This is a genomic window from Coralloluteibacterium thermophilum (genome assembly GCF_042654365.1).
GTDB classification, from domain to species: domain Bacteria; phylum Pseudomonadota; class Gammaproteobacteria; order Xanthomonadales; family Xanthomonadaceae; genus Coralloluteibacterium; species Coralloluteibacterium thermophilum.
On sequence record NZ_JBHSGG010000017.1, the window covers coordinates 188242 to 202837 of the forward strand.

At 73.2% G+C, this 14596-nt stretch carries 13 protein-coding genes and 4 tRNA genes; 11 read left to right on the forward strand and 6 right to left on the reverse strand.

The window, feature by feature from the left end:
• Positions 1-5 precede the first annotated feature (5 nt).
• The 5 genes from zupT to hemA form a co-directional block, all read right to left on the reverse strand.
• Positions 6-815 carry a zinc transporter ZupT gene (gene zupT / locus ACFO3Q_RS07090; RefSeq protein ID WP_377003938.1) on the reverse strand — a complete coding sequence of 270 codons (810 nt, stop codon included), beginning with the start codon at positions 813-815 and terminating at the stop codon, positions 6-8.
• Between the two features lie 221 nt (positions 816-1036).
• Positions 1037-1558 carry a molybdenum cofactor biosynthesis protein B gene (moaB, locus tag ACFO3Q_RS07095; protein WP_377003939.1) on the reverse strand — a complete coding sequence of 174 codons (522 nt, stop codon included), beginning with the start codon at positions 1556-1558 and terminating at the stop codon, positions 1037-1039.
• Positions 1555-3426, reverse strand: coding sequence for an O-linked N-acetylglucosamine transferase, SPINDLY family protein (locus ACFO3Q_RS07100; protein ID WP_377003940.1), 1872 nt, complete (start codon positions 3424-3426; stop codon positions 1555-1557). Before ACFO3Q_RS07100 ends, moaB begins: the two co-directional genes overlap by 4 nt.
• Before the next feature lie 22 nt (positions 3427-3448).
• The gene (gene prfA / locus ACFO3Q_RS07105; RefSeq protein ID WP_377003941.1) at positions 3449-4534 is read right to left on the reverse strand and encodes a peptide chain release factor 1; all 1086 of its coding nucleotides are present in this window, start codon (positions 4532-4534) and stop codon (positions 3449-3451) included.
• Entirely contained in the window at positions 4512-5813 is a 1302-nt protein-coding gene (gene hemA, locus ACFO3Q_RS07110) for a glutamyl-tRNA reductase (RefSeq protein ID WP_377003942.1), read from the reverse strand. The genes prfA and hemA overlap by 23 nt, the downstream gene beginning before the upstream one ends.
• A gap of 69 nt (positions 5814-5882) precedes the next feature.
• Between hemA and ACFO3Q_RS07115 the strand changes: the two genes are divergently transcribed.
• The 8 genes from ACFO3Q_RS07115 (at position 5883) to ychF (ending at position 13074) form a co-directional block, all read left to right on the forward strand.
• A complete protein-coding gene (locus tag ACFO3Q_RS07115) occupies positions 5883-7571 on the forward strand; it encodes a tetratricopeptide repeat protein (RefSeq protein WP_377003943.1) in 1689 nt (562 codons plus the stop codon).
• Positions 7568-8176: a lipoprotein insertase outer membrane protein LolB gene (gene lolB / locus ACFO3Q_RS07120; RefSeq protein ID WP_377003945.1), complete on the forward strand. Its 609-nt coding sequence runs from the start codon at positions 7568-7570 to the stop codon at positions 8174-8176. The genes ACFO3Q_RS07115 and lolB overlap by 4 nt, the downstream gene beginning before the upstream one ends.
• Entirely contained in the window at positions 8164-9072 is a 909-nt protein-coding gene (ispE, locus tag ACFO3Q_RS07125; protein ID WP_377003965.1) for a 4-(cytidine 5'-diphospho)-2-C-methyl-D-erythritol kinase, read from the forward strand. Before lolB ends, ispE begins: the two co-directional genes overlap by 13 nt.
• A gap of 47 nt (positions 9073-9119) precedes the next feature.
• Positions 9120-9194: transfer RNA gene (locus ACFO3Q_RS07130), tRNA-Gln, on the forward strand.
• A 62-nt stretch (positions 9195-9256) separates the two neighbouring features.
• Entirely contained in the window at positions 9257-10219 is a 963-nt protein-coding gene (locus tag ACFO3Q_RS07135) for a ribose-phosphate diphosphokinase (protein ID WP_377003946.1), read from the forward strand.
• Positions 10220-10522: 303 nt separating this feature from the next.
• On the forward strand, positions 10523-11146 hold the full coding sequence (locus ACFO3Q_RS07140; protein WP_377003947.1) for a 50S ribosomal protein L25/general stress protein Ctc: 624 nt from the start codon (positions 10523-10525) through the stop codon (positions 11144-11146).
• 82 nt (positions 11147-11228) lie between these two features.
• Positions 11229-11810 carry an aminoacyl-tRNA hydrolase gene (gene pth / locus ACFO3Q_RS07145; RefSeq protein WP_377003948.1) on the forward strand — a complete coding sequence of 194 codons (582 nt, stop codon included), beginning with the start codon at positions 11229-11231 and terminating at the stop codon, positions 11808-11810.
• Between the two features lie 172 nt (positions 11811-11982).
• Entirely contained in the window at positions 11983-13074 is a 1092-nt protein-coding gene (gene ychF / locus ACFO3Q_RS07150; protein ID WP_377003949.1) for a redox-regulated ATPase YchF, read from the forward strand.
• Between the two features lie 197 nt (positions 13075-13271).
• On the opposite strand, the gene gph is transcribed toward ychF, so the two are convergent.
• On the reverse strand, positions 13272-13964 hold the full coding sequence (gene gph / locus ACFO3Q_RS07155; RefSeq protein ID WP_377003950.1) for a phosphoglycolate phosphatase: 693 nt from the start codon (positions 13962-13964) through the stop codon (positions 13272-13274).
• A gap of 200 nt (positions 13965-14164) precedes the next feature.
• Between gph and ACFO3Q_RS07160 the strand changes: the two genes are divergently transcribed.
• From ACFO3Q_RS07160 to ACFO3Q_RS07170, 3 genes are all read left to right on the forward strand, one after another.
• A tRNA-Tyr gene (locus ACFO3Q_RS07160) sits at positions 14165-14250 on the forward strand.
• A 12-nt stretch (positions 14251-14262) separates the two neighbouring features.
• A tRNA-Gly gene (locus tag ACFO3Q_RS07165) sits at positions 14263-14336 on the forward strand.
• A 31-nt stretch (positions 14337-14367) separates the two neighbouring features.
• A tRNA-Thr gene (locus tag ACFO3Q_RS07170) sits at positions 14368-14443 on the forward strand.
• Positions 14444-14596 lie beyond the last annotated feature (153 nt).

Below are 14596 nucleotides of genomic sequence, written 5' to 3' on the forward strand. Positions count from 1 at the left end.
GCGGGCTACCACTTGAACAGCACCAGGCTCACCGCCAGCGCGCCCATGCCGGTGACCAGGCCGTAGACGGTCTCGTGCCCCTTGGCGTAGCGCTTGGCGGTGGGCAGGAGTTCGTCCAGGGCAAGGAAGACCATGACGCCCGCGATGACGCCGAACACGGCGCCGAACACCGCCTGCGACAGATACGGCGCCAGCACCAGGTAGCCCAGCACGGCGCCGACCGGTTCGGCCATGCCCGAGACGAGACAGGCCACGAACGCGTAGGCCTTGTTGTGGGTCGCGTAGTACACCGGGATCGCGATCGCGATGCCCTCGGGAATGTTGTGGATGGCGATCGCGAACGCCAGCGGCAGGCCGATGCCGGGGTTCTCCAGCATCGCGAAGAAGGTCGCCAGCCCTTCCGGGAAGTTGTGCGCGGTGATCGCCACCGCGGTCAGCAGGCCGACGCGCCGGATGTAGTCGCGGTTGTTCTCGCGGAAGTACGGGTCGTCCACCGCCAGCCGTTCGTGCGGGTTGGGCACCAGGCGGTCGATGGCGACGATCAGCAGGACGCCCCCCAGGAACCACAGCGTGCCGTAGGTGAACCCGAAGCGGTCGCCGAAGCCGAGGGTGAAGGCCTCGATCGACTTGGTGAGGATCTCGGTCAGCGACACGTAGACCATCGCGCCGCCGGCGAAGGCGAGCCCGAACGCGAGGAGGCGGGGATTGGGCGTGCGCGAGGCGAACACGAGCAGGCCGCCGAGCCCTGTCGCCAGTCCCGCCGCGGTGGTGACGGCAAGGGCGAGCAGGAGGTTGGAGGTGGGGATGGGATCCATCGGGGTCGCGATGCCTGCAGGGTCGGAAAATCGGAGGACGCCGGCGGCGACCGCGCCGTTGCGTGGCGCGCATCGTCGTCCGCGGCGAGTCTAGAGCGTGTCACGTCCTTCGAGACGTGCGCGACGCGGGGCGGGCCGTTTCCCACCGGATGGGAGCGCCGACGCCGCGCCGTGGGCGGCACGCGCAGCCGGGGCCGGAAACACGTGCACAGGGAAGGGCATCAGCGCTCGCGCAGGCGCGGCCGCAGCGTGGCGAGGTTGCAGGGGCGGGTCCGGGCGTCGAGCTGGGCGGAGATCAGGCGCTCCCACGCGGTGCGGCAGGCCGAGGTCGAGCCCGGCACGCAGAAGACGAAGGTGCCGTTGGCCAGCCCCGCCACCGCGCGCGACTGCAGCGAGCTGGTGCCGATCTCCTCGAAGCTGATCGCGCGGAACAGTTCGCCGAAGCCGTCCATGACCTTGTCGAACAGCGGCAGCAGGGCCTCCGGCGTCGAGTCGCGGCCGGTGAAGCCGGTGCCCCCGGTGACCAGGATGCCGTCCACGCCCTCGTCGGCGATCCACGCCGAGACCACCGCGCGCAGCCGGTAGCGGTCGTCCGGCAGCAGGGCGCGCCCGACCAGCCGATGCCCGGCCGCGGTGAGCGCCCCGACGAGATAGTCGCCGGAGCTGTCGGTCTCCGGCGTGCGCGTGTCCGAGACGGTCAGCACGCAGAGAGCGAGCGGGATGAAGTCGGCGGTGGCGGTCATGGCGGCGCTCCAGTGGGCGGGAGGTCGTGGTCGGCCGGCGCGAGCCCGGCGCGGCTCCGGGCGACCATGTGGCGCACCGCGCGCGCGAAGTCCGTCGCGAAGCGGCGCATGTCGAACAGCGGGGCGTCGTCGCGCGCCTGCCGCAGGCGCGCGGCCAGGCGTGCGCGCGCGTCGGCGTCGCCCGCGAGGGCGACCGCGCGGGCGACGTAGTCCTCGACGTCGCCCGCGACCAGCGCGTCGGCGACGCCGAGCGTGGACAGCAGCGAGGCGCCCACGCGCGAGGCGAAGGTCGGGCCCGGCAGGGTCAGCAACGGGCAGCCGGCCCACAGGGCGTCGCTCGCCGTGGTGTGCGCGCCGTAGGGCCAGGTGTCGAGGAAGAGGTCGGCGTGCCGGTACAGGGCGAGATACTGCGCGTGCGGCAGCTTGGGCTGGAACACGAGGCGCGCCGGATCCACGCCGCGCGCGGCCGCCGCGGCGCGCAGGCGCCGGTCGGCGTCCGGGTGCTTGGCGCACAGCAGCCACAGGCAGGCGTCCGGCGCCCCTGCGAGGATGCGCATCCAGGCGTCGAAGACCGCGGGCGAGATCTTGTAGGCGTTGTTGAAGCTGGCCAGGACCGGGCCGGCCGTCGGAAGCCCCAGCGCTTCGCGCGGCGGTGGAACGCCGACCTCGCGGGTGGTGTCGGACGGCTGGAAGCAGTGCGGCAGGCGCAGCACCGCCTCGCTGAAGCCGTCGCGGTTGGCGGCATCCACGGTCACTGCGTCGGCGAGCAGCCAGTCGATGAAGCCGGCGCCCGAGGTGCCGGGATAGGCCAGCCAGTTGACCTGGACCGGCGCGACCCGCGCGGCGAAGGCCTCGCTGACCGTGCCGTCGCCGTAGCCGCGCAGGTCGAACACGATGTCGAGCCGCTCCGCGCGCAGGCGCGCGGCCAGCGCCGGCATCGACAGCGCGCCGGCATCGACGAAGCCGTCGAAGGCCGCCGCCAGCCGGCGTCGCAGGGCGCCGCCGTCGTCGGGCCGGGTCGCTATCCCGACGGTGGCCAGCCCGCTGCCGCGCAGGCGTTCGATCAGCTCGACGACCAGCAGCGCGGTCGGATGATTGTTGAACCCGGAGGAGACGAAGCCGACCCGGATGTCCTCCTCGCCCGCGGTCGTACGCGCTGCGGGTGCCGCACCGAGGCGGGCGCGCAGGGGAGCGGCCTCCGCCTCGAGACGCGCCGCATGCAGCCGCGCGCAGCGCAGCTGCAGCGCCGGGGAGACCGGTTCCGACAGGAAGGAGAACGGCGTGGCGCCGGGAACGCCGGCCTCGACCGCGGCGTGCAGGCGCGCGGCCGCCGCGTCCAGGCCCTCCCAGTCGCACAGCTCGCGCTGCAGGTAGACCGCCTGTGCCAGGCTCGCGGCGAGGCCGGGATCGACGCCCAGCGCGCGGCGGAACGCGGCGAGCGCGCCCGGCTTGTCGCCGGCGGCATCGCGGGCGATGCCGAGGTTGTGCCAGGTCTCGGCGGCCTCGGGGCGGCGCTCCGCGCTGCGCGCATAGCTCGCGGCGGCCTCGGCCGGCGTCCCGGCCGCGGTCTGCACGCTGCCGAGCAGGAACCACGCGTCGGCGCTCGCGGGGTCGAGCGCGAGCGCCGCGCGCGCGGCCCGTTCCGCCCCGCCGAGGTCGCCGGCCTGCTGGCGCAAGTGACACAGGTAGAGGCAGGCGGGGAGGTCCGGGCCCGCGTGCAGGGCGCGCTCGAACAGCCGCAGTGCGTCGGCCGCCTGGCCGAGCCCCAGGTAGAAGACGCCGAGATCGCGCCAGGCCGCCGGGTCGTGCGGGCGGAGCTGGGTGGCCCGCGCCAGGCGTTCGTACTCGGCGCGCGGGTCGGCGCTCACCGGCACGCCGCCTCGCCGACGGTCACCCCGCCTCCGTCAGCAGGCGCAGCTCGTCGGCCTGGTGCTCGCGGGTGAGGCGGTCGACGAGTTCGTCCAGGTTGCCGGCGACGATCTCGTCGAGCTTGTACAGGGTCAGGCCCTCGACGCGGTGGTCGGTGATGCGGCCCTGCGGGAAGTTGTAGGTACGGATGCGCTGGCTGCGGTCGCCCGAGCCCACCTGCAGCCGCCGCGACTCCGCCTGCGCCGCGGTCTGCCGCGCGCGCTCCTCGTCCAGCAGGCGGGCCTTGAGCAGGCTCAGCGCGCGGGCGCGGTTCTTGTGCTGGCTGCGTTCGTCCTGGCACTCCACCACGATGCCCGTGGGGATGTGGGTGATGCGGATGGCCGAGTCGGTCTTGTTGACGTGCTGGCCGCCCGCGCCCGAGGCGCGGAAGGTGTCGGTCTTGAGGTCGGCGGGGTTGATCTGGACGTCGTCGATCTCGTCGAGTTCCGGCAGGATCGCCACCGTCGCCGCCGAGGTGTGGATGCGCCCCTGCGATTCCGTGGCCGGCACCCGCTGCACGCGGTGGGTACCGGACTCGAACTTCAGCCGCGAGTAGGCGCCGCGGCCCTCGATGCGGGCGACGATCTCCTTGTAGCCGCCGTGCTCCCCCGGGCTCTCCGACAGGATCTCCACGTTCCAGCGCCGGCTCTCGGCGTAGCGGGCGTACATGCGGAACAGGTCGCCGGCAAAGATCGCCGCCTCGTCGCCGCCGGTGCCGGCGCGGATCTCGAGGAAGAGGTTGGCCTCGTCGCGCGGGTCGACCGGCACCAGCAGGCGTCCGAGCTCCTCCTCCAGCGCCGCGATGCGGGCCTGCGCGGCGGGAATCTCCTCGTCGGCGAGGTCGCGCAGCTCCGGGTCGGCGCGCATCGCCTCGGCGTCGGCCAGCTCGCGCCGCGCCCGGTCCAGGGCGGCCATGCCCTCGGCCAGCGGTTCGAGCTGGGCGTACTCGCGGGCCAGGTCGCGGAAGCGCGCGCCGTCGGCGACGACATCGGGCTCCGCCAGCAGGCGGCCGACTTCCTCGCGACGTTCGGCCAGGGCTTCGAGCTTACGCAGCAGGCCCGGCGTCATCGGCAGTGGCTCCGGTGAGGGTGGCGGCCTCGTCGAGGCCGTAGAGGCGCTCGGCGGCGCGCAGGAGGTCGGTGTCGCCGCGCAGCGCGGCGTCGCGCAGGGCCGCGCTCGGCGCGTGCAGCAGGCGGCTGGTGAGGCGGTTGGCGAGCCAGTCCATCACCGTCTCGGGATCGTGCCCGCGGGCGACGCGCTCGCGCGCCAGCGCCAGCGCCTCGGCGCGCTGGGCCTCGGCCCCGGCGCGCAGCCGCTTGAGCGCGTCGTGGCGGTCGCGCGCGTGCCACCAGGCCATGTAGTGGCCGACCTGCAGCTCGATGATGGCCTCGGCCTGCTCGGCGGCCTCGCGCCGCGAGCGGCGGTTCTCCTCGATGACCTGGTCGAGGTCGTCGACCGTGTAGAGGTAGACGTCGTCGAGCTGCGCGGCATCGGCCTCGATGTCGCGCGGCACCGCGAGGTCGAGCAGGAACATCGGGCGGTGGCGGCGTTCGCCCAGGGCGCGCGCCACCTGGGCCCGGCTCAGCACCGGCAGGCGGCTGGCGGTGGCCGAGATGACGATGTCGGCCTCCGCGAGGTGGCGATCCAGGTCGGCCAGCGGCAGGGCGTAGCCGCCGAAGCGCTGCGCCAGCGCCTGCGCGTGTTCGAGCGTGCGGTTGGCGACCAGCAGGCGCTTGACCTGGGCGTCGGCCAGGTGGCGGGCGGCGAGTTCGATGGTGTCGCCGGCGCCGATGAGCAGCACCGTCGCCTGGTCGAGCCGCGCGAACACCTGCTGGGCGAGGCGCACGCCGGCGAAGGCCACCGAGACCGGGTGGGCGCCGATGCGGGTGTCGGTCCGCACCCGCTTGGACACCGTGAAGCACTGCTGGAACAGGCGGTCGAGCGGCGTCTTGAGCGCGTGCGCGTCGCGCGCCGCGGCCCAGGCCTGCTTGACCTGGCCCAGGATCTGCGGCTCGCCCAGCACCAGCGAGTCCAGCCCGGTGGCCACCCGGAACAGGTGGCGGACGGCGTCGGCGTCGTGGTGGCGGTAGAGGTAGGGCTCCAGGCGCTGCGCCTCGATGCCGTGGTGCTCGGCGAGCCAGCGCCCGACGGTGTCGTCGGCGACGTCCGCCACCCGCGCGTAGACCTCGGTGCGGTTGCAGGTCGACAGCAGCGCCGCCTCCTCCACCCCGGGCATCGTGCGCAGGGCGCGCAGGGCCTGGTCCAGCGCGGCCGCGGGCACCGCCACGCGCTCGCGCAGCGCCACGGGGGCGGTCTGGTGGTTGAGCCCGAGGGCGAGCAACGGCATGGAAGCGGCTTGCGTTAAGCTGGCTGGAAACCGCGGAATTGTACCGCCAGTCGCCGATCGCGCAGTTCCATGACCTATCACAAACTGTGTTGCGCGCTGCTCGCCGTCCTGATGGGCGGTGCCGTCGCGCAGGAGGATGCGCCGGCCGCGCAGGACGCCGGGGAGGGCGGTCGGGAGCGCGCGCTGGCGCCGGAGACGCTCGAGGCGGCCCTGGCGGGCGAGTTCGCCCTGCAGGGCGGGGACGCGGCCGAGGCCGCCCGCCGCTACCTGGCCGCTGCCGAAGCCATGCCCGACGCCGGCCTCGCCGAGCGCGCCACCCGCATCGCCCTGCTGGCGCAGGACCAGGCCACCGCCCGCGCCGCGCTGCGGCTGTGGCGCCGGCAGGCGCCGGAGGCGCAGGGCGTGATGGCGGCATCGGCCGCGCTGGCGCTCGCCACCGGCGACGTCGAGGCCGCCCGCACCGACCTCCTGGCCCTGATCGCCGAGCCCGACGGCTGGCGGCGCGCGCTTTCGACCCTGGCCGGGCACCGCGACCGCGAACAGGTGGGCGACCTGCTCGCCGACATCGTCGAGCGCGAGGTGCTCCCGGACGACTTCCAGGCCTGGCTCGCCTTCGGCGGGCTCGCCCAGCAGCTCGGCCGCGCGGACCTCGCCGCCCGCGTGGTCGAGGGTGCGGTCGCGCGCTTCCCGGACGAGCCCCGCGCCTGGCTGCTGCAGGCCGGGCGCCACCGCATGCAGGGCGACGCCGAGGCCGCGCGCGCGGCCATCGAGCGGGCCCTGGCCGCTGCGCCCGACGATGCCGCCCTGCGCCTCTCCGCGGCCGGCGAGTACGACGCCCTCGGCGATCCGCAGGCGGCCGCCGACACGCTCGCCCGGGGCGAGCAGGACAACGCCAGCTACGCCGCCCGTGCCAGTCTCCTGGCGCGGGTGCGCGACGAGCCGGGAATGGTCGCGCTCTACCAGGAGGTGCGTGCCGCCGATCCGGGCAGCGTGGACCCGGAGCGTCGCCTGCTGTTGGGCCAGCTGGCGGAATACCTCGACCTGCCGAACGAGGCCATGAACTGGTACCGCAGTGTCGCCAGCGGTCCGGAGCGCGCGCAGGCGCGGCTGCGGATGGCCGTGATCCTCGACGGGCAGGAGCAGCTGGAGGCCGCGCGCGACGCGCTCTCGGAGATCCAGGACGACGAGGAGGAGGACGGCGAGCTGCGCCGCGCCGCCTACCTGCTGGAGGCCGAGCTGCTGACGCGGCGCGGCATGGGCACCGAGGCCATCGCCCTGTACGGGCAGGCCCTGGCCGTCTTCGAGGACGACCCGGAGCTGCTGTACGCGCGCGCCCTGGCCTACGAGCGCGCCGACCGGATCGACCTCGCCGAGGCCGACCTCCGCCGCATCCTGATCGACCAGCCGGACAACCCCGACGTGCTCAACGCGCTGGGCTACACGCTGGCCGACCGCACCGACCGCCACGAGGAGGCGCTGGGCTACATCGAGCGCGCCTTCGAGCTGAGGCCGGACCAGCCCGCCATCATCGACAGCATGGGCTGGGTGCTCTACCGGCTCGGCCGCCACATCGAGGCCCTCGCGCACCTGCGCCGCGCGTTCGACCTGCAGCCGGACGCCGAGATCGCCGCCCACCTGGGCGAGGTGCTCTGGGTGCTGGGGCAGGAGGACGCCGCGCGCGAGGTCTGGGAGCAGGGCCGCATGCTCGACCCCGACAACCGCGCCCTGCGGCGCACGCTGGAGACCTACCTGCCGTGACCCGATTCCTGCGCTGCGGCGCGGCCCTGGCGGCCGTGCTGCTCGTCCTCGCCGGCTGCGCCACCGCGCCGCCGGCGCGCCAGCCGGCCGACGCCGCCCTGCTCGCCGCCCAGGCCGCGCGCGAGCAGGCGCTGGCGGCGCGCCCGGCGTGGTCGTTCTCCGGGCGCATCGCGGTCAGCGCCGAGGGCGACGGCGGAAACGGGCGCATCGAGTGGGTGCAGCGCGGCGAGGATTTCGAGATCCGGCTGGCGGCGCCCGTGACCCGGCGCAGCTGGACCCTGGTCCGCAACGGCGGGCAGGTGCGCCTGGAGGGGCTCGACGGCGGCACGCGCCACGGCGCCGACCCGCAGGCCCTGCTGTACGAGGCCACCGGCTGGCTGATCCCCTTCGATGCCCTCCAGGCCTGGGTGCGCGGCGCGCGCGCGAGCGCGCGGGCCGACATCGAGTTCGCCCCCGAGGGGCGGCCGGCACTGATCCGCGAGCAGGGCTGGACGGTCGACTACCGCGCCTGGGACGCGGCCACGCCCGCGCGGCCGCTGCGGGTCTTCGCCGAGGATCGCACCGGCGCCCGCGTGCGCCTGGTGATCGACGCCTGGGGCGAGTGAACGCGGTGGGTGCGCGCGCCGCGGACGGCTGGTCGGCCTGGCCGGCGCCGGCCAAGCTCAACCTGTTCCTGCGCATCGTCGGGCGGCGCGAGGACGGCTACCACCTGCTGCAGACGGTGTTCCGCATCCTGGAGTGGGGCGACACGGTGCGCCTGCGGCTCCGCGACGACGGCCTGGTCCGGCGCGGCGCGGGCCTGGCCGGCGTCCCGCCCGACCAGGATCTCGCCGTGCGCGCCGCGCGCCTGCTGCAGGTGGCGTCCGGGACCGCCCTGGGTGCGGACATCGAGATCGACAAGCGCATTCCCGCCGGTGGCGGCTTCGGTGGCGGCTCGTCCGACGCGGCCACCGTCCTGGTGGCGCTGGACCGGTTGTGGGGCACCGGGCTGGGCATCGAGCGCCTGGCGGCGCTGGGGCTGCGCCTGGGCGCGGACGTGCCGGTGTTCGTGCGGGGGCGCAACGCCTGGGCCGAGGGGGTCGGCGAGCGGCTCCTCCCGATCGACCTGCCGCCGGCCTGGTACCTGCTGGTGGACCCCGGCGTGCAGGTGCCGACGGCGGCGCTGTTCGCGGCGCCCGAATTGACCCGTGATGCACCCGCAACGACAATGCACGACTTCGTGTCCGGCACCGTACTCGACAATGCGTTCGAGCCGGTGCTGCGTCGCCGCGAACCGGCGGTCGATGCCGTGCTGAACGCGCTTTCGCGCGTCGGCCCGGCCCGGCTCACCGGCACCGGCGCGGGCTGCTTCGCCGAGTTCGACACGGAGGCCGCCGCGGTGGCGGCGCAGCGCAGCCTTCCGGCCGCGTGGCGCAGCATCGTCACCGCGGGGGCGTCGGAGTCACCGCTGCATCGCCGTCTGGCGGCGTGGTCGGGCCTGGAGGCGAGAGGCGAGACGTAAGCGGCCGCGGGCGGACGCTTACTTCTGGCTTCTTGCCGTCTCAACGTTGGGGCGTCGCCAAGTGGTAAGGCACCGGGTTTTGATCCCGGCATTCGCAGGTTCGAATCCTGCCGCCCCAGCCAGTTTCGGTATTCGGGCCGTCGGGGCCCGGGCCCAGGCCTCGCATCCACGGACCCCTACGGCAATGGCGATCGACAACGGCAACCTCCTCGTATTCACCGGCACCGCGAACCGCCCGCTGGCGCACGCGGTCTGCCGCGAACTCGGCGTCCGCCCCGGCAAGGCCGTGGTGGGCCGCTTCTCCGACGGAGAGGTGCAGGTCGAGATCGAGGAGAGCGTGCGCCGGCAGGAGGTCTTCGTGATCCAGCCGACCTGCGCGCCGACCGCCGAGAACTTCATGGAGATGCTGGTGATGATCGACGCGCTCAAGCGCGCCTCGGTCGCCAGCGTCACCGCAGTGGTGCCGTACTTCGGCTACGCCCGCCAGGATCGCCGCATGCGCTCCTCGCGCGTGGCGATCACCGCCAAGGTCGCCGCCAAGATGTTCGACGCGGTGGGCACCGACCGCGTGCTGACGGTGGACCTGCACGCCGACCAGATCCAGGGCTTCTTCGACCTGCCGGTCGACAACGTCTATGCCTCGCCGCTGCTGCTGGCCGACATCTGGCGCGCGCACGGCACCCGCAACGTCATCGTGGTCTCGCCCGACGTCGGCGGCGTGGTGCGCGCCCGCGCCATCGCCAAGCGCCTGGACGACGCCGACCTCGCCATCATCGACAAGCGCCGCCCGCGCGCCAATGTCGCCACGGTGATGAACATCATCGGCGACGTGCGCGACAAGACCTGCGTGCTGGTCGACGACATCGTCGACACCGCCGGCACCCTGTGCGCCGCCGCGGCCGCGCTCAAGGAGCACGGCGCGCGCAAGGTGGTCGCCTACTGCACCCACCCGGTGCTGTCCGGCCCCGCGGTGAAGAACATCGAGGGGTCCCAGCTCGACGAGCTCGTGGTCACCGACACCATTCCGCTCTCGGAAGCCGCCCGCAGCTGCAGCCGCATCCGCCAGCTCAGCGTCGCCGAACTCCTGGCCGAGACCATCCGCCGCATCGCCTTCGGCGAGTCGGTGAGTTCGCTGTATCTCGATTGATGAAGCGGGCAGGGCGCAGGTGGGGCCTGGGGACAGGGCTTGGGGCACAGGGGCCGTGGGTCCGTCGGGCCCGGTGGTTTCATCTTTCCCTGAGCCCTGAGCCCTGAGCCCTGAGCCCTGAGCCCCGAGCCCCGAGCCCCGAGCCCCGAGCCCCGAGCCCCGAGCCCCGAGCCCCGAGCCCCGCGAACCTTTCCCCCACCGCTCCGCCGCGCTAAACTCCCCGGTTTTCTCCGAAATCTGTCCCTCCTGGTCGCGGGAGGGGCGTCCTTGCCGCGTCGTCGGCGTCCAACCAGTGAGTCATCCATGAGCGAACACACCATTTCGGCCACGGGCCGCGAAGCAGCAGGGAAGGGTGCGAGCCGCCGCCTGCGCCGCGCGGGCCAGATCCCGGCCATCATCTACGGCGGCCACGCCGAGCCCACGAGCGTCCAGCTCGACCACGAGAAGATCTGGCTCGCCAGCCAGAACGAGTGGTTCTACTCCTCGATCCTGACGCTCGACGTCGACGGCAAGGCCGAGAAGGTCCTGCTGCGCGACATGCAGCGCCACCCGTTCAAGCAGCTGATCCTGCACCTCGACTTCCTGCGGGTCAGCGAGAACGAGGCGATCCGCGTCAACGTGCCGCTGCACTTCCTGAATCAGGACACCTCGCCGGCCGGCAAGACCTCGGGCGTGGTCATCACCCACAACTGCAACGAGATCGGCATCAGCTGCCTGCCGAAGGACCTGCCGGAGTTCATCGAGCTCGACCTGGCGAACCTCTCGCCCGGCGACATCGTGCACCTGTCGGACCTGAAGCTCCCGCAGGGCGTCGAGATCCCCGAGCTGAAGCTGGGCAAGGAGCACGACGTGGCGGTGGTCACCGCCGGCTACGTCCAGGCCGACGCCGAGCCGGCGGCCGAGGGCGAGGGCGAAGGCGAGAAGTGATGCCGCGCGCCCGCCGTCACGTCGCCAGCGACGCGCGGCGGGCGCCGCGCCGCCCGGACGCCTTCAGGGCGGTGCGGGCGGCATGAGCGGCCTTCGCCTGATCGTGGGCCTGGGCAATCCCGGGCCCGAGTACGCCATGACCCGGCACAACGCCGGGTTCTGGTTCGTGGACATCCTGGCGCAGCGCCTCGGCGCGCGCTTCTCCTTCGACGGCAAGCTGCACGGCGAGTCCGCGCGCGTGGACATCGACGGCCGTCCGGTCTGGCTGCTGAAGCCGGCCACCTTCATGAACCTGAGCGGCCGCGCGGTGAACGCGGCGCTGCGGTTCTGGAAATTCGAGCCCGAGGCGGCGCTGCTGGCGCACGACGAACTCGACCTGCCGCCGGGCACTGCGCGGCTCAAGTTCGACGGCGGCCACGGCGGCCAGAACGGCCTGCGCGACACCATGCAGCACCTCGGCCACGGCCGCTTCCACCGCCTCCGCATCGGCATCGGCCATCCCGGGCAGCGCGACAAGGTCACGCCCTGGGTGCTCGGCCGTCCCGGCAAGGACGACGAGGCCGCCATCCTGCGCGCCATCGACGACGCCCTGGACGTGCTGCCGCTGCTGGTCGCCGGCAAGGCCGAGGAGGCGATGAAGCGGTTGCATACCGCGAAGGGGTGAGGCGGGAAGAGGGAATCGGGAAGAGGGAAGGGGCAGGCTCGCTCGTCGTGCCGCTTCCGCTCCGTGCCCGCCGCCCCGGCTCCGTACTCCCCGGCGTCCCGCGACCTTCGGACCGCGATACCCCTACCATTCCCTCTTCCCGACTCCCTCTTCCCGCTTCTCCCGGAAAACCATGGCCATCAAATGCGGCATCGTCGGCCTGCCCAACGTGGGCAAGTCGACCCTCTTCAACGCGCTGACCAAGGCGGGCATCGCCGCGGCGAACTTCCCGTTCTGCACCATCGAGCCCAACGTGGGCGTGGTGCCGGTGCCGGACCCGCGCCTCAACGCGCTGGCCGAGATCGTGAAGCCGCAGAAGGTGGTCCCGACCTCGGTGGAGTTCGTCGACATCGCCGGCCTGGTCGCGGGCGCCTCCAAGGGCGAGGGCCTGGGCAACAAGTTCCTGGCGCACATCCGCGAGGTCGACGCGGTGGCCCACGTGGTGCGCTGCTTCGAGCACGGCGACATCGTGCACGTCGCCGGCAAGGTCGATCCGATCGCCGACATCGAGACCATCGACACCGAGCTCGCGCTCGCCGACCTCGACTCGGTCGAGAAGGCGCTCGTCCGCGCCGAGAAGGCGTCCAAGGCCGGGGACAAGGACGCCATCGCGCGCAAGGCGCTGCTGACCCGCGTCCGCGCCGGCCTCGACGAGGGGCGTCCCGTGCGCGCGCTGGGCTTGTCCGAGGACGAGCGTGCGGCGATCCGCGACATGTTCCTGCTGACCATGAAGCCGGTGATGTACGTCGCCAACGTGCGCGAGGACGGCTTCGAGAACAACCCGCACCTCGACCGCGTGCGCGAGCGCGCCGCGGCCGAGGGCGCGGAGGTGGTGCCGGTGTGCGCCGCGATCGAGGAGGAGCTGTCCCAGCTCGACGAGGCCGACCGCGACGAGTTCCTCAGGGACCTGGGTCTCGACGAGCCGGGCCTCAACCGCGTGATCCGCGCCGGTTACACCCTGCTCGGCCTGCAGACCTACTTCACCGCCGGCGTGAAGGAAGTCCGCGCCTGGCAGGTGCGCAAGGGCGCGACCGCGCCGCAGGCGGCGGCGGTCATCCACAACGACTTCGAGAAGGGGTTCATCCGCGCCGAGACCATCGCCTACGACGACTTCATCCGCCTGAAGGGCGAGGCCGGCGCCAAGGAAGCAGGGCGCCTGCGCCTGGAGGGCAAGGACTACGTCGTCCAGGACGGCGACGTGCTGCACTTCCGCTTCAACGTCTGACCGCGGTCGCCCGGCCGGCCTCGTGGCGCCGGCCGGTGGTCGAGCCCGGCCCGGCCGACCGCCGCCGGGCATCCGCCCCCCGACTTCCAGCCCGGGCCCAGGCCCAGGCCCCAGGCCCCAATCCCCAAGCCCCAAGCCCAGGGCCCCAAGCCCAGGGCCCAGGGCCCCGCCCGCCCCCTCCCGCAGCACCGCCCCGCTCAGTCCCCCGTGGCCACGTCCGCCGCGCGGCCGTCGATCCACGCCGGCAGGGCCGCGAGGTCGTGGATGAGCGGCGTGCCCAGGGTCTCCGGTGGGCGCCCCTCGTTGTAGCCATGGGTGACGCAGACCACGTCGCAGCCGGCGGCGCGCGCGGCCTCCGCGTCGTTGACCGAGTCGCCCACCATCAGGGTGCGCGCGGGCGTCGCGCCGAGGGCGCGGCAGGCGTGCAGCAGCGGCTCGGGGCGCGGCTTGCGCTCCGGCAGGCTGTCGCCGGCGACGATCACCGAGGGATAGTCGGCGATGCCGTGCTGGGCGAGCGCCGTCTCGGTGAACCGCCGGTACTTGTTCGTCACGATGCCGATGGCGATCCCGCGCCCGGCCAGCGTCGCCAGGCAGTCCCGCGCCCCCTCGAAGAGCACGCCGCGTTCGCCGATCCGCTCGGAATAGGCGGCGAGGTAGCCCGCGTGGACGCGCTCGGCCAGGGCCGGGTCGCCGCCACGCCCCTGCGCCTCCAGCGCGCGCGCGACCAGCACCGGCGTGCCCTTGCCGATGAAGCTGATCAGCCGGTCGCTCGGGAGGGCGTCCAGGCCGTTGGCCGTGAGGCTGGCGTTCATCGCGTTCACGATGTCGGGCGCGCTGTGCAGGAGGGTGCCGTCGAGATCGAAGAGGACGGCGTCGTACGGTCGGGTCATTGGGGCTGCCGGCAGGTGGAGGACCCGGCGAGTCTGCAGGCTGCGGCGGCGACGTGGCGTGCAGCCGCCCGGGGCCTCCGCGGCGCCCGGCGCCGCGCTAGACTGTGCCGGCGGGCGCCTTCGCATCTCGGGTCGACAAAGCGTTGACAGCGGGGCGCGGCGCCGCCAGAATGAGCGGCTCTTTGCTACTTGCTCCATCCGGAGGGATACCCAAGCGGCCAACGGGGGCAGACTGTAAATCTGCTGGCTTACGCCTTCGGTGGTTCGAATCCACCTCCCTCCACCAGTTCCGCGCGGCGCGGGAGTAGTTCAATGGTAGAACCTCAGCCTTCCAAGCTGATGGTGCGGGTTCGATTCCCGTCTCCCGCTCCACATTGAACGATCCTCGTCGCAGCACAGTTTCGCTCACGTAGCTCAGTCGGTAGAGCACCTCCTTGGTAAGGAGGAGGTCGCTGGTTCGATTCCAGTCGTGAGCACCATCCGATCGCCGCCCTGCGCAAGCAGGGCGGCGTTTGACCGAAAAAAACTCCACCAAGCACACAACGGATCATTACCAGCCATGGCCAAGGGAAAGTTCGAGCGCACCAAGCCGCACGTGAACGTCGGCACGATCGGTCACGTTGACCACGGCA